Here is a 20391-nt window from a genome sequence, read left to right on the forward strand (position 1 = left end):
AATCCGCCTCATGAGGCGGATTTTTTTTGCCTGCTGTTAGCGGCGGCTTAGCGCGATTTTGTGCTAAAAATGTCGGTTCCGAGGTGGGTGTAATCCACTTTCTGTAATTTGAAGTTAGTGATGTACACCGGCCCGGCTTTCTGTTCAGAGATAAACCGGTACTTCATCTTAATCTCTTTTGCGCTAATGCCTGTCCACTGCGAGAAGAAGCCGAGGAAGTCATTAGCGGAACGCCGCGCTTTGACTATCTTATGCGCTTTATCATCACTGGAAAGCACCATAAATGGAACCTGGAAGTTTTGCTGGAACTGGTCGTCGTGCGCCAGATATTGCACTTCCTTCCCGCGCTCTTTAAAGGCAAGACCGTGATCGGAGAAGTACACCATAGAGAAACTGCCGCCGCTGTTGCGAAGCTGATCGTACAGTTTTCGCAGCAGGTCATCGGTCTGGGTCATGGTATAGAGATAGCAGGAGGTTTCTTTCGACTGGACGAACGTGTCGTACTTCCCTTTTGTGCGGTCACAAGCCTGCGGATGAGACCCCATCAGATGCAGAACAATCAGCTGCGGCTGGGTACGTTCTGTTGCCAGCACTTGCGCGGTCATTTTTAATAACGCTTCGTCCTGGGTGTTTTTGTCCGCCTCGAAGTCGCCGCTTTTGAGAAAATGCACTTCATCAGCCCGCTTTGCGATACTGGCGATGGCGGTGTCATATTCGCCAATCTGTCCCTGATTCGAGAACCACCAGGTCTGGAAACCGGCGCGGTTTGCCAGCGTGACAAAATTATCCTGATACTGCGGCTTATCATCAACGACCCGGTTTAGGGTCAGCCCGAGCGATTTTTGCGTTGACCCGCTGGCCGCGACGTAATCGGCAAACAGGTAGCCGTTAACGCTGCTGGCAAACGGGGTGTTATCCCAGTGACCGCCAAACGCCCCCAGCGCATCACGACGCGCGCTTTCACCGATCACCACCACGTAGGTGTGATATTTCGGCTTCACGGCGGTGACGGTCCAGGTGTCTTTCATGCTGGCGAACTTCGCCATGCGCTCCTGCTCGTCAATCACTTCATTGTTATTGACGATGACGTCTTTGGCGAAACGGAACACCGGGTAGCCCGTGTCCTTTAGTTTAAACACGCCGCCCCAGGCCAGGTTCTGCACGGGGGCGACAAAAAAAGCGACCACGCTGAACAGCAGACACAGGCTGTCATACCTGTTCCAGCGTTTTCTCTCGACTTCAGGTTTGCGACGCACGGCAATGACGCCAAGTGCAAAGATAAACACCCCCACCAGATAGCTGTACCAGGGGAAAATCGTCAGGATTTCCGTGGACTCTTCCATATTGGTCGAGTGAAGTGCCAGCAGCGTATTAAAGTTTGGCGATCCGTAGGCCTGGCCGAAAGGAAAGTAACAGGCAGCGACAAGCGAACACACGCCGATCAGCACCTTTTGTACTTTCGGCGCAGTACGCCAGAGCAACAGCAAAATGCAGGTAAAGGCAGCGGTATAGAGCAGACTAAACGGATAGCCCAGCGCCAGGTTGATCAGCAGGGACTGCAAAACATAAAAGCCAGTCCACGGGCTAAGAGTCCGGCTGCGGGCAAGAAGCGAGTCTTTGAGGGTTAAATTCATATGCCACTATCATAAAAACGCCATGTGCTTACCCTGGCGCCAAGGGTCATTACCTGCTGAGAGTGCGTGAAGAGGGAGAGGTCCGCATCTGCGAGCCGCAAGTTAGGCAGGGCTGCAAGAAGATAGAGCGTGTGAATGTGAAGGTCAACTGGCAGAAAGAAATTGTTTTGCGAAGGGGTTAGCAAATCCGACAAAAGAAGGGTTATTTTGACAAAAACAGAAGTGTAACGGCCGTAGATGACAGCCAGATGAAGCGGCGTACCGCGACGCCGCGTTATTTTTCTGAGGGTTTATCCTGCCCGGGTTTGCTGTTGATCATGTCGCACAGCATCGAGAGCAGCATTAACCGGACTTTAAAGGGAGAATGACTAAACACGCGCATACACCTCTTGAACTCGTTCATATTGACCTCCTGACTTTCTGGTCCCTCGATCCGTGAGGGATGACTGCATTACATACAGATATAGCACAGGCTATATTATATAGCTATTGCTAAAACGTTAATTTTTTGTGCCGAAGCAACTCTGGTTTACAATGGCCGTTCTCTAATTAGATGCGGTTAATGCGTCACAGGAATGAGGAAGCAGAATGAGTCGTCGCGCAGGTATGCCAACAACAAAAAAAGTGACGCAGTTAGTGAATGTTGAGGAGCACGTCGAAGGGTTTCGTCAGGTTCGAGAGGCGCATCGTCGTGAACTGATTGACGACTATGTTGAGTTGATTTCTGACCTGATTATCGAGGTCGGCGAAGCGCGTCAGGTGGATATGGCGGCCCGGCTTGGCGTGTCTCAGCCGACGGTGGCCAAGATGCTCAAGCGTCTGGCCTCGGTAGGACTGATCGAAATGATTCCCTGGCGCGGTGTTTTCTTAACCCCGGAAGGGGAGAAGCTGGCGCAGGAGAGCCGCGAACGTCATCAGATTGTCGAGAACTTTCTGCTGGTGCTGGGGGTGAGCGCAGAGATTGCTCGTCGCGATGCCGAGGGAATGGAACATCACGTGAGTCAGGAGACGCTGGACGCATTTCGTCTGTTTACCGAGCAGCACGGAACATCATCAGAATGAATCTGCCTTTTTTACGGGCGCTGAAACGCGACCGTTTTTTTCAGCTACTGATTATCGTGGGTGTAGCGTTGAGTCTGTGGGTGCCGTTCACGCCCCGGACCTGGCCCGGTGCCATTGACTGGCATACCATTATCACGCTGAGTGGTTTGATGCTGCTGACCAAGGGCGTTGAGCTGAGCGGCTACTTTGATGTGCTCGGTCGCAAAATGACCCGCCGGTTTGCCACTGAACGCCGTCTGGCGATGTTCATGGTCCTGGCGGCAGCGCTGCTCTCGACCTTTCTGACTAATGACGTCGCGCTCTTTATCGTCGTACCACTCACCATCACCCTGAAGAAGTTGTGCGCGATACCGGTTAACCGACTAATCATCTTTGAAGCACTGGCCGTCAATGCCGGTTCACTGCTGACGCCGATCGGCAACCCGCAAAATATTCTGTTGTGGGGGCGTTCCGGCCTCTCATTTTTAGCATTTATCAGCCAGATGGCGCCGCTTGCCGTTGTGATGATGTTGACGCTGCTGGTGATGTGCTGGTTTTGTTTTCCGGATAAGCCACTGTCGTACCACACCGGCACGCCTGCGCCGCAGTGGCAGCCGCGACTGGTATGGGGATGTCTCGGGTTGTACATCGTCTTTCTGACGGCGCTGGAACTCAAACAAGAACTGGTGGGGCTGGCGCTGGTGGCGCTAGGGTTTCTGCTGTTGGCGCGTCGTGTGGTGCTGAGTGTGGACTGGACGCTGCTGCTGGTGTTTATGGCGATGTTTATTGATGTCCATTTACTCACGCAGTTGCCGGTTCTTCAGGGAGTGTTCAATCACGTCGGCACGCTTTCCGGGGCTGGCCTGTGGCTGACGGCGATTGGCCTGTCGCAGGTTATCAGTAATGTCCCTGGCACCATTTTGTTGTTGAACTATGTCCCTCCTACGGTACTGCTGGCCTGGGCAGTGAATGTGGGTGGATTTGGTCTGTTGCCGGGCTCGCTGGCGAATCTGATTGCTTTACGGATGGCGAATGATCGGCGTATCTGGTGGCGCTTTCATCTTTACTCGCTGCCGATGCTGATATGGGCGGCGTTGGTGGGGTATGGGCTGTTGCTGTTGAGATAATCCTGAACAAAATCAATAAAAAGGGCGGAGAAATCATCCGCCCTTTTTACTGTCCAGATCTGTATCAGTTCAGACGAACCGGCATCCCTGAACGGTTCTGAATCGCTTGTTCCACAATACTCTGATCAACATCGGCCTGATTGGTGATGTTCTGAATGCTCTTCGAAAGCGTAATCGGTACGATTTCGCCGCCTTCAAACTGCGCTTCAGTCGTCGACAGTGGGTTGTGAACTTCGATGTAACGGCTGCCATCAGGCTCAGTGGTCGCTTTTACCGGCTCATCGATAAACTGTACGCGCGTCCCGACAGGCACATTCTGAAACAGGAATTTGATGTCTTCGTTACGCAGACGCACGCAGCCGTGGCTTACGCGCAGGCCGATACCGAAGTTGGCGTTAGTACCATGAATGGCGTACAGGCGGCCAATGTACAGCGCGTACAGACCCATCGGGTTATCCGGACCGGCGGGAACGACAGCCGGCAACGGTTCACCTGCGGCACGATATTCAGCGTGCATTTTGGCGGTTGGCGTCCAGGTCGGTCCGGCTTTCTTACGCTCAACTTTGGTGGTCCAGTTGATTGGCGTGTCTTTACCTAACTGACCGATACCGATCGGCAGGACGATCACCGTATTGGTGCCTTTCGGGTAGTAATACAGACGCATTTCGGCGCTGTTAATCACAATGCCTTCGTGCACTGTGTCCGGCAGAATCAACTGCTGCGGAATGTTCAGCACGGTGCCGCCTTTCGGCAGGAAGGTATCCACGCCCGGGTTGGCTTCCAGCATGTTGGAAAGCCCCATCTGGTATTCTGCAGCAAAATACTCCAGCGGCTGCGTGTTACCTTCCGGGATGGTGATGACCTGATTCTGACCAATAACGCGACTACCATCCGTTGGCAGGGGATAAGTGACAGCAGATGCGGTACTGCAAAAGCCGACGACCGCGAGTGCTGCCGCGAAAAACGTTGTTAATTTCATATTCATGTTATGCGAGATTCATTGCCTGGCAGGCTGTTGGGTTGAGAATTCTGTAGTGTTGGGAGCGCATTATATGTGCATTCCTGTTCACAGGGAATTCAGATGTGTACGAAATCACATTTTTTTCCTGTCCCCCCAGTGTAGTCGTTCGCTACAGGGCGCGATCTTCTTTCAGACTTGTGGCATAATACGCGGTTTGTCACATATTCTTTAGGATACGTCCGTGTTAGTTTCCAGCAACGTCACCATGCAGTTCGGCAGTAAGCCGCTGTTCGAAAACATTTCCGTCAAATTTGGCGGCGGCAATCGTTACGGCCTGATTGGCGCTAACGGTAGCGGTAAATCCACCTTTATGAAAATTCTCGGCGGCGACCTCGAACCGACGCTGGGGAACGTCTCCCTCGATCCCAATGAGCGTATCGGTAAACTGCGCCAGGATCAGTTCGCCTTTGAAGAATTTACCGTGCTCGACACGGTCATTATGGGCCACGGTGAACTGTGGGAAGTGAAGCAGGAGCGCGATCGCATTTACGCGCTGCCGGAGATGAGCGAAGAAGACGGTTACAAAGTGGCCGATCTGGAAGTGAAATACGGCGAGATGGACGGTTACTCTGCTGAAGCGCGCGCCGGTGAACTGCTGCTTGGCGTCGGTATTCCGGTGGAACAACACTACGGTCCGATGAGTGAAGTTGCTCCCGGCTGGAAACTGCGTGTCCTTCTGGCGCAGGCGCTGTTTTCCAATCCGGATATTCTGCTGCTCGACGAACCGACCAACAACCTGGATATTGACACCATTCGCTGGCTGGAGCAGGTGCTGAACGAACGTGACAGCACCATGATTATCATTTCGCACGACCGTCACTTCCTGAACATGGTGTGTACGCACATGGCGGATCTCGACTACGGCGAACTGCGGATTTATCCGGGTAACTACGATGAATACATGACCGCCGCGACCCAGGCGCGCGAACGTCTGCTGGCGGATAACGCCAAGAAAAAAGCACAGATTGCAGACCTGCAATCCTTCGTCAGCCGTTTTAGCGCCAACGCCTCTAAATCTCGCCAGGCGACGTCTCGCGCCCGTCAGATTGATAAAATTAAGCTCGACGAAGTGAAGGCCTCCAGCCGTCAGAACCCGTTCATTCGCTTCGAACAGGATAAGAAACTGTTCCGTAACGCGCTGGAAGTGGAAGCGCTCAGCAAAGGTTTTGATAACGGTCCGCTGTTTAAAGGCGTGAATCTGCTGCTGGAAGTCGGTGAAAAACTGGCGGTACTGGGGACCAACGGCGTGGGTAAATCGACGCTGCTGAAAACGCTGGTGGGCGATCTGGACGCCGACAGCGGAACCGTGAAATGGTCTGAGAATGCGCGCATTGGCTACTACGCGCAGGATCACGAATATGAATTCGAAAACGATCTGACGGTTTTCGACTGGATGAGCCAGTGGAAGCAGGAAGGCGATGACGAACAGGCGGTGCGCAGCATCCTCGGTCGTCTGCTGTTCAGCCAGGACGACATCAAAAAGCCGGCGAAGGTACTGTCGGGTGGTGAAAAGGGTCGTATGCTGTTCGGTAAGTTGATGATGCAGAAGCCAAACATTCTGGTCATGGACGAACCGACTAACCACCTCGATATGGAATCCATCGAATCGCTTAACATGGCGCTGGAGATGTATCAGGGAACCCTGATTTTCGTTTCTCACGACCGTGAATTTGTGAGCTCGCTGGCGACCCGCGTGCTGGAAATCACCCCAGAGCGCGTAGTGGACTTCAGCGGCAACTACGAAGACTATCTGCGCAGTAAAGGTATCGAGAACTAAAAAAAGCCCGGTGGCGCTACGCTTACCGGGCCTACAGCAACGTTGTAGGCCGGGTAAGGCGACGCCGCCACCCGGCATTGTTTAGAGCACCCACTCACTCCCTTCGACACCATTCACCAACAGCCTGCGTCTTTCTCCTGCCGGTAACGACACCTTCAGCGCTTTCCATGCCGGACGATAATTGCCGCGGGCGTCCACCTTCAGATTGATGGTTGCGCCGTCGCACACCATTTCCCATTCCACCCACAGCGCATTGCCGTTCTGGTAGCCCCAGCTTTCACCATCATCTTCAAACAGCAGACCAGAGGTTGTTCCGACACCGTTGACCGGGTAGAGCATCAGTTCACGGGTATCGTCTTTTTCGGCACTCACATGGGTAATGCGCTCGCTGAGCGGCAGAGCCGCCCCGGCGCGTACCAGCAGCGGCAGTTTTTCCAGCGGTGCGTCGAGGACGATCGACTGACCGCCAGTGAACCATGCATGGGTGTAAAAATCGTACCAGCCGGTTTCGTTATCCGGCAGCCAGACGCGGCGCTTGCGCTGACCCGCTTCTACTACGCTTGCGACCAGTATGTCGCGGCCCAACAGGAAGTCATCGCATTCTTCGAAGGTCTGCGGGTCATGCTCATGATCGAGGAACGTCGGGCGTAGCATCGGTTCGTCATCGGCATGCGCCTGCCAGAGCAGGGTGTAGAGGTAGGGCAGTAGTCGATAGCGCAACGCTATCGCACTGCGAATGGCTGGCGTTACGCCCGGATACATCCACGGCTCGTTCACCGTATGGTCATCGTTCCATGAGTGAATGGTAAAACGTGGATGCATCACGCCATTCTGTACCCAACGTACGAACAGTTCGGCATCGGGTTTATCGCCGGAGAATCCGCCGACATCGTGCCCCACGTTGAACAGCCCGGAAAGACTCATCCCCAGCCCCATGCGGGTGTTATAGCGCAGCGTGTCCCAGTGGGTGCGGTTATCGCCACTCCATGTCTGAACGTAACGCTGCATTCCCGCGCAACCCGAACGAGAGATCAGATACGGACGCTTATTCGGGGCAAAACGCTGTTGCGCTTCAAGCGAGGCGCGCATCATCAGCAACGGCATGACCGGGCGAATGTGTTTGATGGCAATTTCCTTGCCAAAGCCGTAACAGCGCGCTTCACCGTCCCACACTTCGAACTCGTTGTTATCGTTCCAGGTGGAATCAATGCCCATCTCCAGCAGTTGCGTCGTCACACCGTTTTGCCACCACTGAATGGCCTGCGGGTTAGTAAAGTCGAGGTGCGATCCTTCGTCATCCCAGAAGCTGGAACGTTCTGGCGTATCGGTTTCTGAATCACGAATAAACAGGCCGTTTTCCGCGACTTCGTTATAACGAGGGTGATCCTGCAACAGACAGGGCTTGATGTTGGCTGCAAGCTTTAGCCCGGCATCGTGGAATGCCTGGCTCATCATTTTAGGTTGTGGGACTTTGTCGTAGTTCCAGTTGAAGACATAGCGCTTACCGTTAATCGAGGTATACCCCGACGAGAGCTGGAACGAGTCGCACGGAATCGCGTGTTCTTCACACAGTCGGATAAAGTTCATCAACTGGTTTTGTGCGTCTGGCGCGTCGGTATAGTGCATCGTGGAACCGCTGTAGCCCAGGCTCCACTTCGGCCCGAACAGCGTTTTCCCGGTCAGGCGCACAAAGGCTTTAGTGACGTCCAGTACCCGTTTGCCGGTAAACAGGTAGTAATCAATATCGCCCGCTTCCGCCTGCCAGCGACGATAGGCGGTGTGGTAGTTGTCGATTTCGTTACCCAAATCCAGCCAGCAGCTGCTCAGGTTGTCGTAAAACAGACCGTAGCTCACGTCGTCGCGGCGGGTGATAGTGAACGGGATGTGCTTGTACAGCGGGTCGGTGCTTACTGCGTTGTAGCCCATCGCATCCAGATTGCGCATCTCATAGCGTTTACCGTTGCGCTGTAAATCACCCGCTTTCTCGCCCAGGCCGTAGAAACGTTCATCTTTACGGCGATTCAGGTAATGCGCGACACCGTCACCGTGGGCGTTGAGAAGGTAGGCGCTGGTGGCGCGATCGTTCACCAGCGACTGCCAGGCGCCGGCATCGTTACGATATTCCCACTCCAGCCACAGCGGTTGATGGACGGTGACGCGCAGTTGTTCAGTTGCCACGGTGAGCGTGTCGTTCTGTTGCGAAAGCGTCCAGTGCGGGCAGCTAAAACCGCTGATGTCGTCGCGGTGTCGGCCTTCCCACGGTACGTCTTTTTCAGGTGCGATGCTCCAGGTTCGGTCCAGCGCCAGTTCATCTTTGCGCTTGATCAGCACGCGGAAGAGATTTTCTTCCAGTACGTAAAGACACAGACGGTGCTGTTTATCCACCACCAGTTCAAGGTGCGTGGCCGATTGTTTATCAAGGGTCCAGTTTTTCAGGGTTTTCATATGCAATACATCCACTATCAGGCGCGCTTGGCGCGACGTTCAGCAATAAATGCCACCAGGAAAACAGCGCCAATCAGGTCAAAGAAGCCCATGGCGATGAAGAGGGGGTTAAAGCCGATTTTGTCGGCCGTAACACCAATCAAAAGGGAGAACAGGAAGCTGGCGATCCACGCCGCCGAACCGCGCATACCGTTGACAGTAGCCATCTGGCCTTTATCGAACGACTCCACAACGAGCGCGCTCAGCATGCAGGAGATTATCTGATGTCCGAAGCCGCCAATGGAGATCAGCACAATGGTGATATACGGGTCGCGGGTAATGGCAACGATCCCCAACGAGATCATCAGAAAGGCGCCGGTCACAGAGCTTGCCACCACTGAGTTGACGCGGGAGCAGCCGAACCAGCGGGCATACAGACGCGTCAGATAACCGCTTGCTACACTGCCGAGATCGGCAGCCAGGAACGGCAGCCAGGCAAACATCGCAATCTGCTTCAGATCCATGCCGTGTTCTTTAGCGAGATACAGCGGCACCCAGAAGCTCAGTACCGCCCAGGCCGGTTCCGCCATAAAGGCTGGAATAGCGATGCCGTAGAAACGCTTATTTTTCGACACGGTTTTCAGCGCGGTGAGGAAGGGCAGTTTGACCGCAGGCGGTTCGTTATCCTGTTTGATAAATGCCAGTTCATCTTTACTCAGATTTGGGTGCTGTTCAGGGTTGTGGTAGAACGCCCACCACAGGACGACCCACACCAGCGCCAGCACGCCGGTAAACATAAACGCACCCTGCCAGCCAAACGAAGCGTGCGCGAAGTAGATGATAGGCGGCGCGAGCATCGCGCCAATCGAGAAACCCACGCCAGCCCAACCGGCAGCGACGGGACGTTCTGATTTCGGGAACCATTCACCGATCGTTTTTGCGTTGGCCGGGGTGGCAGCCGCTTCTGAAGCACCCATGAAAAAGCGCAGAATCGCAAGATGCAGCCAGCTTCCGGCACCGGCATGAAAAATACACATCAGCGCCCAGATACCGGCGCAAACCATAAAGCCAATCTTCAGACCAATCACATCGATCAGCCATCCACACAGCGGCTGGAAAATGGTGTAGGCGATCTGAAATGCACCGACGATCCACGAATATTGTTCAGTGGTGATGCCCAGACTCTCTTTCAGTTCCGGTGCCAGAATGCCTAATGAATTTCGGGTGATGTAGTTAACGGTGACGCCAAGTAAAAAAAGTACCAGCACATACCAGCGCAGATTTTTTATGATGCGGCGGGGTTTGCTTGCCGCTGCAGTGTTGTTGATGTCCTGACTCATTTTCAGTCTCCACAAGACGGACGGTAGGGGATGAATGTTTTGAATGTCATACGGTTTGATCGCTTTAGTTTTTATTGCGTTAAGCGATTAAGTTGCTATACAACTAGTATGGAAGCTGTATGACAAATTTGACCTTAAGGGAGAAAACGGGCCGTCAGAAGTGGAATTTGTGCAAACTTTCTCATACAGAAAGTTTGTCGTCTGGCAATATTCATTCAAAGCCTGTCAGCGCAACGATGTTAAGTGGTGAAAATTTTTTCATCAGGCAAATGGAGCAAGATCACAAAATGGATAAAAGGTTAAAAATCACGGAAATTGCCGCCCGAACGCAGCTCTCGATCAGCACCGTTTCACGCGTGCTGGCAGGTAAGGCTAACACCAGCGACAAGGCGAGGCGTCTCGTGCTGGAATGCGCGCGCGAACTGGGGGTGATGGAGGGGATGGCGGCGGGACGTCTGCTGCTTAATAGCCTGATGGTCTTTGCTCCACAGCGGGCATTTGATGAGCGGTCCGACATCTTTTATTACCGTGTGATCCAGAGTGTGAACAAAGGGCTAACCTCGCACGAAGTCCGGCTGCGCTACTGCGCCCTTGAGGAACATGACAGCGATGCGCAATTGTTTCTGGCGCGGATGAACGAGCCGGATACACATGCCGCTATTCTGCTGGGGATCGACGACCCGCATATCCATGACTTAGCCGTGGATGTGGGGAAACCGTGCCTGTTGATTAACTGTCGCGATCGGCTAATGCGCCTTCCCGTCGTGGCGCCCGATCATCGCGCGATCGGTGAGCGGGCGGCGGGCTATCTGTTTGAAATGGGGCATCGCGAGGTGGTAAACGTGCTCTGCCTTCGTCGATACACCATGGAGTTACGCTTAGCTGGGATCCGCGATGCGTGGCGGTCGAATAACCTGAAGTTCAGTGACAAACGCCATCTTCTTGTCGCCGCAAACTTTAGCGCCAGAGAGACAGAACAACTGGTCAGTGAATGGATCGGCGAGAGAAAAGGGCAAGATTTACCCACCGCCTTTTTAGTCGGGGGAGATTTTATGGCGGCAGGGGTGATCAGCGCGCTGCAAAAACGGGGATTACGTGTCCCGCAGGATATCTCGGTGATGAGTATCGATGGTTTCAATCTCGCCTCGATTCAGGATGTTCCCTTAACGGCGGTACATGTTCCCCGGGATGAGTTAGGTACAGAGGCGGTGTATATGCTCCAGCATCGTCTGGTGCGCCCGGATGCGCCAGTCAGTACGTTGTTACTCAATGGTACGCTTGCGGTGCGGGAATCGGTCCGGCGGATACGTCAGGGGAAACGACGCACCGCCGTTGAACAAGAAGGCCTGTATGACCGTTAACACATGCCCAGCGCACGCTTGCCGTGAAGGTTCAAATCCCCCGGCGTGAAGCGGCCTTCCCAGCTTGTTTCGTAATCCTCACGCGGGAAATCGTCCGGCGATGCGCCTTTCTCCAGCGCGTCTTTCACTTTGCGCGCATAGGCAAGATTCTTCTCGCACATCGGGGCGGCGGGAATATACATCACATTTCCCCACCCCTGCTGATTTTCCACCGGCGCCACGGAGTGAATCACATCGCAATGCCACCAGACGGAATCGCCTGCTTCTAGTGGTGGAATGCTGGTAAGCGCCTCAATCAACAAGGGATGCCACTGTTCAGATATCGGCAGTACCCGCCCTGGCGCCACGCCACACAGTTCATCTTCCGGCACATCATCCAGCAGAGGACGTAACAGCACATACGCCATCGCTTCCGGAATCGGGACGACATGCAGTAAACCCTGACCGGGCAACATATCCGACAGCGCGGTCCAGCCCTGGAAGGTGCGAAACACCGAACATTTGGTGGTGTTGTCCACGGTATATTCTTCCACCTCAGTGCGATGAGCGGCCTGCCACGGATCGTATTTCGCCAGATTACCGTTAAAGACATTGGCGAATACGCGCTGATAGGCCGGTAGCAGCCAGCGCTCCAGCGCGCCGGAATCAGTGTGCGCGCCCAGACCTTTTGACGTGGTTCCCGGTGGACGGCGGCGGATCCTGTCCGGGTAGATCACGCTGATATCCGGGTTAAACCACTGCTTGCCCTCGCTTTCAAAGGTCCACAGACGGTTGAGGAACGACTGTACGTTCGCCATCTCCTCACTCTGCCGCGCCTGCATTTGCGCCTGCGACCAGTAGATCGGATAGATCTCCGGGCGCGAAGCGGTGAGGGTGCCAAAAAAGTTATCGCCGGGGCCTTTGTACACCTCGTCAAAATGGTTTTTATCGAGATAGTCCAGCATCGACTGATCCCAGGACAGCGCCTGTTCACGAGAGAAGTGACCTTTAATGACCGCGCAGCCACGGCGTTTAATCTGCTCGCGCTGCTGCGCCGTGATTGTACCTGCGCTGATATCAGCATACGACAGCTCAGGCCAGACCGGGGCTCCCTGCGCTTTAAGCGCATTGATTTCCGCCACGCGGGTGGCAATGGTATCGCTAATCTGGCTGAAAATTTGTTGGACGTCGCCGAGCTGCGCCCGCAGTTCCTGCTTCATCTGACGGATAGCCGCTTTATGATCGACCGGTAATGTGTCGCTTGTGAAGGTAAAAGCCATAACCACCTCGCATAAATTTCATTCGAAACTTATTTATATTACAGATGATAATATAAGTTATAAAAAAGTTAATGCAAGTTTAAAACTTGAGGGAATGCGCAGGTTGAGAAGAAAAAGGAACCGGAACAGGACGTCCCGGTTATGGGGTTACACGTGAAAAGGCGAAGTGTTATCCAGTACGGACTGAATTACATTCAGCGCGCCGTCATGGTTATTGTCATCCGTCTGAAAGCGGGCGATTGCTTTGATGCTGTCGGTGGCATTCGCCATGGCGAAAGAGTAGTGCGCCATTTTTAACATTTCAGCATCGTTGCCGCTGTCGCCAATCGCCACGACCTCTTTCGGCGAAAGGTTCCAGCGTTTCAGCAACCGACTGATGCCATTGGCTTTGTGCAGCCCTGGAATGATCAGGTCGATAAAGCCGAAACCGCTGGTCACGGGTTTCATAATGCCGTCCAGCGCCGTATGCAGGTGATCGATAACCAGCGGGATTTGCTCGTCTGGCAGGTTCAGCGAGAACTTAAACAGCACGTCGTTAATGTCGTGATAGTCCTTCACCGGTTGCAGGCGATGATAGTGTTTTGACATTAACTCAACAAAGGCTGCCGGCGCGTTTTCACTGACGTACGCACTTTGCAGACCGCAGGCCACAAAGTTGAGCTGTTTATCTTTGAGCAACTCGCCCATCACAACCTGAGATTCGTGACGCGTGAGTTCGCCGTGAAAAAGCTGCTTACCATGCTCAAACACCAGCGCGCCGTTTTCGGCCACGAACGAGATCTCGTCTTTGAGTTCGGGGAAGAAAGAGATGAGCTGAAAGTACTGATTACCGCTGGCGACGACAAATTCGATGTTTCGTTTTTTCAGTTCGTGGTATTGCGCCATAAATCGTGCGTGATCGTACTTTTTGGCGTCATTGAGAAAAGTTCCGTCCATATCGGTGACGATAACTTTAACGGTCATAGATAGCTCCTGGCTCAAAACTGCGACCAGAAACATTTTAATAACAATGTGACCTAAAGCACAAATTTATTTCGAATGAAAGTCAGGAAGCCGGGGGGCGGCTTCGCCTTAACCGTCCCACGGGGGAGACAATATAGGCCCGGTAAGCGCAGCGCCACCGGGCTTATTTTTACAGCATATGTTCAGTACGGGCGATGATATCGTCCTGCGCGTCCGGTGAAAGCGCGGTGAAGAACGCGGAATAACCGGCGACACGGACCACCAGATCACGGTACTGATCCGGGTGTTTTTTCGCATCCAGCAGGGTTTCGCGGGACACGATGTTGTACTGAATGTGCCAGCCTTTGTGCTCTTCAAAGAAGGTCCGCAGCAGGATCATCAGTTTCTGCTTGTCAGACTCATTCTCCAGCGTTGCCGGGTTCAGTTTCTGGTTTAACAGTACGCCGCCCAGAATCGAACCGGTAGGCAGTTTGCCGACCGAGCCAATCACCGCCGTTGGCCCCAGATGGTCAGTACCAGATGACGGGCTTGCCCCTTCGGCCAGTGGAGTATGGGCTTTACGGCCATCTGGTGTGGCCATGGTCGCTGCGCCGAACGGCACGTTTGCCGAGATAGACGAGGTGCCCGCGTAGTAATTGCCGCCGACCGGTCCACGTCCGTAGCGTGGGTTATGGTACTGCTTCAGTTCATCAATATAGGTTTGGTACGCGCGAGCCAGCAGGGTGTCGACCGTGTCATCATCGTTGCCATACTTCGGCGCGCCGTTGATTAAACGCTGACGCAATTGCTCATGGGTCAGACCGTCAAAATCATCGGCCAGCGCGGCCGCCAGCTGTTGCTGACCGATGGCCCCCTGTTCAAAGACCAGTTTTTTCACCGCGGCCAGGCTGTTGCCGAGGTTGGCGATACCCACCTGCAAGCCGGAAACCCAGTCATACTTCGCCCCGCCTTGTTTAATGCTCTTCGCCCGCTCGATGCAGTCATCCACCAGTGCCGAGCAGAGAATATCGTGCACGTTCTCTTCAAGCATGGTGTCGACCACATACTCAATCTCAATCGATTTACGCGTGTAATAACGGATTTGCGTATCCCACGCGGACATCACCTCATCGAAATTATTGAAGTTACCGACGGAAAGCGCTTTTTCCTGCGGCAGGAAGACTTTCCCGCTGGTGGCGTCACGACCGCCTTCCAGCGCGGCGAGCATCACGCGCGCAAAGTTAATAAAGCTCATCCCGGTGCAGCGGTAGCCCCACTTGCCGCCGACGGCGGTTTCGATACAGCCAATCGCCGCGTAATCGTAGGCGTCCTGCGGCTCAATACCGAGCTTGATAAATTCCGGGATGACAATTTCATCGTTGTTAAATGCTGGCATGCCAAAGCCACAGCGGATCACCTGCACGCAGGCGTCGAGGAAGTCATTGCTCATCCCGGCGTGATAACGCACGCTGAGGTTAGGCTGAGTGGAGCGCAGACGACCGCACGATTCAAGGATCGCGTAAGAGAGCGGATTGACCGCATCCATTGGCTGACCATTAACCAGGTTTTGTCCACCAATGGTGACGTTCTGATACAGCGGGCTGCCTGCGGAAGCCTTAGAGTGCGAACCGGAGCGGATTTTGTTCACTTCCAGCAGCTTCAGCCAGCAGCTGTGCAGCAGTTCAATGGCGTGTTCGCGGTCCAGCGTCTGGTTCAGCTCCACGTCACGGCGGTAGTACGGATAAAGATACTGGTCCATACGTCCGAACGACACCGAGTGACCGTTGGACTCAATTTGCAGAATCAACTGGATGAAGTAGCACAGTTGCAGCGCCTGCCAGAAGGTCTGCGGCGGCTGGTGGGCGATCAAATCGCAGTTTTCCGCTATCGCCAGCAGCTCGTTGCGACGGCTGTCACGCGTCTCTTCGCTCGCCATTTTACGTGCCAGTTCGGCGAAGCGGGTGATGTGGTCACTGACGGCAACCAGCACAATATCAATGGCTTTCAGGAACTGCTCGCCATGCAAATCATCGAGAACGGTCAGGTTAATACGAGAGCGGCGCTCTGCGACTTTTTCCCGCAGACCGTCAATGCCTTTTTCCAGCAGCAGCGGGAAGTTCACCGCCAGGTGCGCATCACCGGAGGTCATGTTGCCTTCGGCTTTGATAATACCGGTTTCCAGCAACCCTTTTTGCTCATCGGTAAACATGCCGTAGCAGCGGTCCTGAACGGTCTGACCGCGCCACCACGGGCACACGGCATGCAGTACGCGCTTATTCTCTTCACTGACCGCAAAACCTGCACCTGGTCTGTCCGCCAGATCGTCGATCTCTTTTTCAATCCACGAGACGGTGTATTCCGGGAAGATCGGCGCAGCGCGCACTTCGCTTGCCTGGTTGCCGATGATCAACTCGTCGTGTTTGATCCAGATAGTGCGTTTCGCCAGATGATGCGCCAGCGCCAGCGCGCGGCGTACCGGAATCGGCTTGTCTAGGTGCTGCTGGTACATTTCAGTGTAATGCTGAGCGCGTTCGGTACAGACCGGTGGTTTGACGATGTGCACCAGCGCGGTTTTGTGCGCTTTAATGCGGTCGCTGAGCGTATCCAGTTTCAGTTGGGTCATGGGTTTATCCTCGTAAAGTCGCGGTCAAACCTTTCGTGCAGGCGTACTGCTGCGCAAAGGCGAGCAGATCGGGTGCATCCAGCGGCTTATCCGGCGCGTGGTAGGGTTGGTTGAGCAAGTGGTATTTATTGATGCCCAGTGTGTGGTAGGGCAAAAAGTGGATCTCGCTGACGTGCAGTTCGTCGGCGGCAAAATCGGTAATCGCTTTAATGGCCTCTTCATCTGCGTTAAACCCCTGAACCAGCGGAACGCGGATGATGATTTTCTTCCCGGCGGCGGCGAGCTTTTTCAGGTTTTCCAGCACGCGTGACGCGCTACCATCCGTCCATTGTTTAAACGGCGCGTCGGCGACATGTTTTAAATCCGCAAGGAACAGATCGATCCAGGGCAGTGAAGGTTCAATGTATTTCCACGGCACATGCAGACAGGTTTCCACCGCGGTATGAATGCCCGCCTCGTGACTGGCTTTAAACAGCGACGCGGCCAGCTCTGGCTGCATAAACGGTTCGCCGCCCGAAAGCGTAATACCGCCGCCGCTGCGCTCATAAAAAGGTTTATCGCGCAGAACGGTGGTCATTATCTCATCCACGCTTTTCACCTCGCCGCAGACGGTCAGCGCCTGAGTGGGGCAACAATCGGTCAGGCGGGCGAGATGCGCGTCAGTGAGTTTTTCGCGATGGATAAGGAGGCCGTTCAGCGCGCGTTCAGTGACGCCGGGGGCGGACTGGACGCAAAGTTCACAGCCTTCGAGGCACAGACGTGCATCAAACAGCAGGTCCTGCGTGCGCGCCCGGCTTTCCGGATTCTGACACCAGCGACAGCCCAGAGAGCATCCTTTAAGGAACACCACGGTGCGGATACCGGGACCATCGTGTGTAGAATAGCGCTGAATATTGAAAATCATAAACGGCCTCTTTTGTTTCATATAAAGATTAAATAACTTTCGAATGAAAGTTATGTTGATGTGCGTCAACTAACAGAGAGGTTTTGCCGTGGTATCTTTCATTTATGCTAACTAGTCGTTGAGGAATGATTATGGAACTCTACCTGGATACGTCAGACGTAGACGCGGTGAAAGCGCTGGCGCGAATTTTTCCGCTGGCGGGCGTGACCACCAACCCCAGCATTGTTGCGGCGGGGAAAAAACCGCTGGACGTTTTATTGCCACAATTACATGAAGCGATGGGAGGACAGGGCCGCCTGTTCGCTCAGGTGATGGCGACAACGGCACAAGGGATGGTGAGCGATGCGCGCAAACTGCGTGGGATCATTCCTGATATCGTGGTGAAAGTGCCGGTCACTGCGGAAGGTCTGGCGGCGATCAAACTGCTGAAAGAGGAAGGCATCCCGACGCTGGGAACGGCGGTGTACGGTGCGGCACAGGGCCTGCTGTCGGCGCTGGCGGGGGCGGAGTATGTTGCCCCTTACGTGAATCGCGTAGATGCGCAGGGCGGCAACGGTATTCAGACCGTCACCGATTTGCAGAATCTGCTGAAGATGCATGCGCCGCATGCCAAAGTGCTGGCCGCCAGTTTCAAGACGCCGCGTCAGGCGCTGGATTGTCTGTTGGCAGGTTGTGAATCCATCACCTTACCGCTGGACGTTGCCCGGCAGCTGATTAGCTCTCCGGCTGTTGATGCGGCGGTGGCGAAGTTTGAACACGACTGGCAGAGTGCCTTTGGGCGCACGTCGCTGTAAGTTGCAGTTGTAGGCCGGATAAGGCAACGCCGTCATCCGGCAATTCGCGCCATCATTGCCTGATGGCCCTACGTCTTATCAGGCCGGGAATCTACTCAGGACGATGCTGTTCCACACACCTCGCAGCCTGGATTTCGCATCAACTTCATTTCGCGGAACTGGCAGGTCATGGCGTCGTACATGACGATTTTCCCCGCCGCAGGCTGACCATACTGCGCCAGCAGCTTTATCGCCTCCATTGCCTGGAGCGATCCTATCACCCCAATCAGCGGCGCCATTACTCCGGCTTCCACGCAGGTCAATGCATTTTCACCAAACAGACGGCTCAGACAGCGATAGCAGGGCTCACCTTCTTTGTAGGTAAAGACGGTGACCTGGCCTTCCATGCGGATCGCCGCGCCAGAAATCAGCGGGACTTTTGCCGCATAGCAACCAGCATTGAGCTGGTTACGAATCGCGACGTTATCGGTGCAGTCGAGCACCAGATCGTGTTCGGCGATGAGTGCCTGAAGGGCGGTCTCGTCCAGCAGCGCATTAATCGGGGTGATAGCGACATGCGGATTAATTCGGCTTAGCGCGGCATGCGCCGACTCCACTTTCGGCTGGTCGAGGGTCGCATCGCTGTGCAGCGTCTGGCGTTGTAGATTCGACAACGATACGGTGTCGAAATCGAGCAGCGTCAGATGGCCGACGCCGGCGCTCGCCAGATACTGCGAGGAGGCGCAGCCCAGCCCACCGAGGCCCACAACCAGTACCCTGGCGTCCTTCAGCGCTTCCTGCCCGTCAAAGTCAAAGCCGCGCAAAATGATCTGCCGGTTGTAGCGCAGCATCTCCTGATCGCTGAGTTCTGCCATCACAGGCCTCCGAACAGCGCGTTGAAGGGTTCGACTTCCACCCATTCACCCACTTCGACGTTACCGCGATCGCGCTCCAGCACAATGAAGCAGTTGCCCTGGCTGAAGGAGCTGAAAATATGTGAACCCTGATGGCCTGTGGTGCTCACTTCCAGTTCACCGTTAGCGGTGCGCTGTAGCATGCCGCGCTGGAAATCGAGACGTCCCGGCGTTTTCTTCAGTCGCGAAGCGGTACGTACACGCTGGCGCGCGGGTAATCCGCTGGCCGTGTTGCCGCTCAGTTTCGCCAGCAGCGGCTGAACCAACTGGTAGAAGGTCAGCGCCGCGGATACCGGGTTGCCCGGCAGACCGCAGAACCAGCTGTTGCGCAGTTTGCCGAAAGCGAACGGTTTGCCAGGTTTGATAGCCAGTTTCCAGAAAGCGATTTCGCCCAGCTCTTCAAGAATGGTTTTGGTGTAATCCGCTTCACCGACCGACACGCCGCCGGAGCTGATCACCACATCCGCCTGACTGTCGGCTTCGATAAACGCCGTGCGCAGGGCGTGCGGATCATCGCGGATGATGCCTAAATTGATTACGTCACAACCCAACTGTTGCAGCATCAGGTGCACGGTCAGGCGGTTGGTATCATAAATCTGACCTTCGCCGAGCGGTTGACCGGGCAGTTGCAGTTCATCGCCCGTCGAGAACAGCGCGACGCGCACTTTACGCACGACCTGGACGTCGGCAATGCCGAGCGATGCCAGTACCGGCAGTTCGCCCGTGGTCAGACGCGTGCCGGCAGGGAAAACCACGGCATTTTGGCTGATATCTTCGCCGCGAAGGCGGATATTTTGCCCGGCGCGGACGTCGGCGGTAAAACGCACGCCATTGTCAGTCTGTTCTGTCTGCTCTTGCATTACCACCGCGTCACATCCCGGCGGCACCGGCGCACCGGTCATAATGCGAATACAGCTCCCCGCAGGCCATTCACCCTGAAACGGCTGACCGGCGAACGCTTTACCGGCGACCGGCAGCGGATGTCCGCTGGCGAGATCGGCCAGGCGTACCGCGTAACCGTCCATCGCTGAGTTATCGAAACCCGGGACGTCCAACGGCGATACCACGTCGGTCGCCAGAATTCGGCCAAAGCACTGCACCAGCGGTAGCGTCTCGACGGCGGTGAGCGGGGTAACACGCGACAACATTTCGGTAAGCGCCGTTTCCAGCGGCATCAGTCCGGCGGTAAATTCCATGAAAACACTCCTGCGGGGCAAAATCGAATCCGTCTATTATGTCAGAAAATGCGAG

General features: G+C 54.8%; 16 protein-coding genes. 5 read left to right on the forward strand and 11 right to left on the reverse strand.

Going from position 1 to position 20391, the window contains the following annotated elements:
- Positions 1-47: 47 nt before the first annotated feature.
- Complete coding sequence (locus QNN88_RS17440; protein ID WP_414241324.1) at positions 48-1634, reverse strand: phosphoethanolamine transferase; 1587 nt, start codon at positions 1632-1634, stop codon at positions 48-50.
- A 274-nt stretch (positions 1635-1908) separates the two neighbouring features.
- A complete protein-coding gene (mntS, locus tag QNN88_RS17445; RefSeq protein ID WP_336218808.1) occupies positions 1909-2037 on the reverse strand; it encodes a manganase accumulation protein MntS in 129 nt (42 codons plus the stop codon).
- Positions 2038-2222: 185 nt separating this feature from the next.
- Between mntS and mntR the strand changes: the two genes are divergently transcribed.
- Together mntR and QNN88_RS17455 are read left to right on the forward strand one after the other, a co-directional pair.
- Positions 2223-2696: a manganese-binding transcriptional regulator MntR gene (gene mntR, locus QNN88_RS17450; protein WP_414241325.1), complete on the forward strand. Its 474-nt coding sequence runs from the start codon at positions 2223-2225 to the stop codon at positions 2694-2696.
- Positions 2693-3802: an anion transporter gene (locus tag QNN88_RS17455; RefSeq protein ID WP_414241326.1), complete on the forward strand. Its 1110-nt coding sequence runs from the start codon at positions 2693-2695 to the stop codon at positions 3800-3802. The genes mntR and QNN88_RS17455 overlap by 4 nt, the downstream gene beginning before the upstream one ends.
- Before the next feature lie 64 nt (positions 3803-3866).
- Here QNN88_RS17455 and ldtB read toward each other — a convergent pair whose 3' ends face one another.
- Positions 3867-4787 (reverse strand): L,D-transpeptidase, encoded by a 921-nt coding sequence (ldtB, locus tag QNN88_RS17460; protein ID WP_142764958.1) that lies wholly within the window; start codon positions 4785-4787, stop codon positions 3867-3869.
- A 217-nt stretch (positions 4788-5004) separates the two neighbouring features.
- Here ldtB and QNN88_RS17465 point away from each other — a divergent pair, with 217 nt between their 5' ends.
- A complete protein-coding gene (locus QNN88_RS17465) occupies positions 5005-6600 on the forward strand; it encodes an ABC-F family ATPase (RefSeq protein ID WP_061076954.1) in 1596 nt (531 codons plus the stop codon).
- Between the two features lie 81 nt (positions 6601-6681).
- Here the strand turns inward: QNN88_RS17465 and QNN88_RS17470 are convergent, their stop codons facing one another.
- Positions 6682-9045, reverse strand: coding sequence for a TIM-barrel domain-containing protein (locus QNN88_RS17470; protein ID WP_414241327.1), 2364 nt, complete (start codon positions 9043-9045; stop codon positions 6682-6684).
- A 17-nt stretch (positions 9046-9062) separates the two neighbouring features.
- Positions 9063-10364: an MFS transporter gene (locus tag QNN88_RS17475; protein WP_414241328.1), complete on the reverse strand. Its 1302-nt coding sequence runs from the start codon at positions 10362-10364 to the stop codon at positions 9063-9065.
- A gap of 287 nt (positions 10365-10651) precedes the next feature.
- Here QNN88_RS17475 and QNN88_RS17480 point away from each other — a divergent pair, with 287 nt between their 5' ends.
- The gene (locus QNN88_RS17480) at positions 10652-11725 is read left to right on the forward strand and encodes a LacI family DNA-binding transcriptional regulator (protein ID WP_414241329.1); all 1074 of its coding nucleotides are present in this window, start codon (positions 10652-10654) and stop codon (positions 11723-11725) included.
- Here the strand turns inward: QNN88_RS17480 and QNN88_RS17485 are convergent.
- The 4 genes from QNN88_RS17485 to QNN88_RS17500 form a co-directional block, all read right to left on the reverse strand.
- A complete protein-coding gene (locus QNN88_RS17485; RefSeq protein WP_414241330.1) occupies positions 11722-12984 on the reverse strand; it encodes a DUF1479 domain-containing protein in 1263 nt (420 codons plus the stop codon). The genes QNN88_RS17480 and QNN88_RS17485 overlap by 4 nt on opposite strands.
- Before the next feature lie 147 nt (positions 12985-13131).
- Positions 13132-13947, reverse strand: coding sequence for a Cof-type HAD-IIB family hydrolase (locus QNN88_RS17490; protein ID WP_414241331.1), 816 nt, complete (start codon positions 13945-13947; stop codon positions 13132-13134).
- Between the two features lie 169 nt (positions 13948-14116).
- Complete coding sequence (locus QNN88_RS17495; protein ID WP_414241332.1) at positions 14117-16549, reverse strand: glycyl radical protein; 2433 nt, start codon at positions 16547-16549, stop codon at positions 14117-14119.
- Positions 16550-16553: 4 nt separating this feature from the next.
- Positions 16554-17453, reverse strand: coding sequence for a glycyl-radical enzyme activating protein (locus tag QNN88_RS17500; RefSeq protein WP_414241333.1), 900 nt, complete (start codon positions 17451-17453; stop codon positions 16554-16556).
- A 131-nt stretch (positions 17454-17584) separates the two neighbouring features.
- On the opposite strand from QNN88_RS17500, the gene fsa reads away from it, so the two are divergent.
- A complete protein-coding gene (gene fsa, locus QNN88_RS17505) occupies positions 17585-18247 on the forward strand; it encodes a fructose-6-phosphate aldolase (RefSeq protein WP_414241334.1) in 663 nt (220 codons plus the stop codon).
- Between the two features lie 95 nt (positions 18248-18342).
- Here the strand turns inward: fsa and moeB are convergent, their stop codons facing one another.
- Both moeB and moeA read right to left on the reverse strand, forming a co-directional pair.
- A complete protein-coding gene (moeB, locus tag QNN88_RS17510; RefSeq protein ID WP_414241335.1) occupies positions 18343-19101 on the reverse strand; it encodes a molybdopterin-synthase adenylyltransferase MoeB in 759 nt (252 codons plus the stop codon).
- Positions 19101-20336, reverse strand: a complete 1236-nt coding sequence (gene moeA, locus QNN88_RS17515; protein ID WP_414241336.1) for a molybdopterin molybdotransferase MoeA — start codon at positions 20334-20336, stop codon at positions 19101-19103. The genes moeB and moeA overlap by 1 nt, the downstream gene beginning before the upstream one ends.
- Between the last annotated feature and the right edge of the window lie 55 nt (positions 20337-20391).

This window comes from Citrobacter sp. ANG330 (genome assembly GCF_047467925.1).
GTDB lineage: Bacteria > Pseudomonadota > Gammaproteobacteria > Enterobacterales > Enterobacteriaceae > Citrobacter_A > Citrobacter_A amalonaticus_G.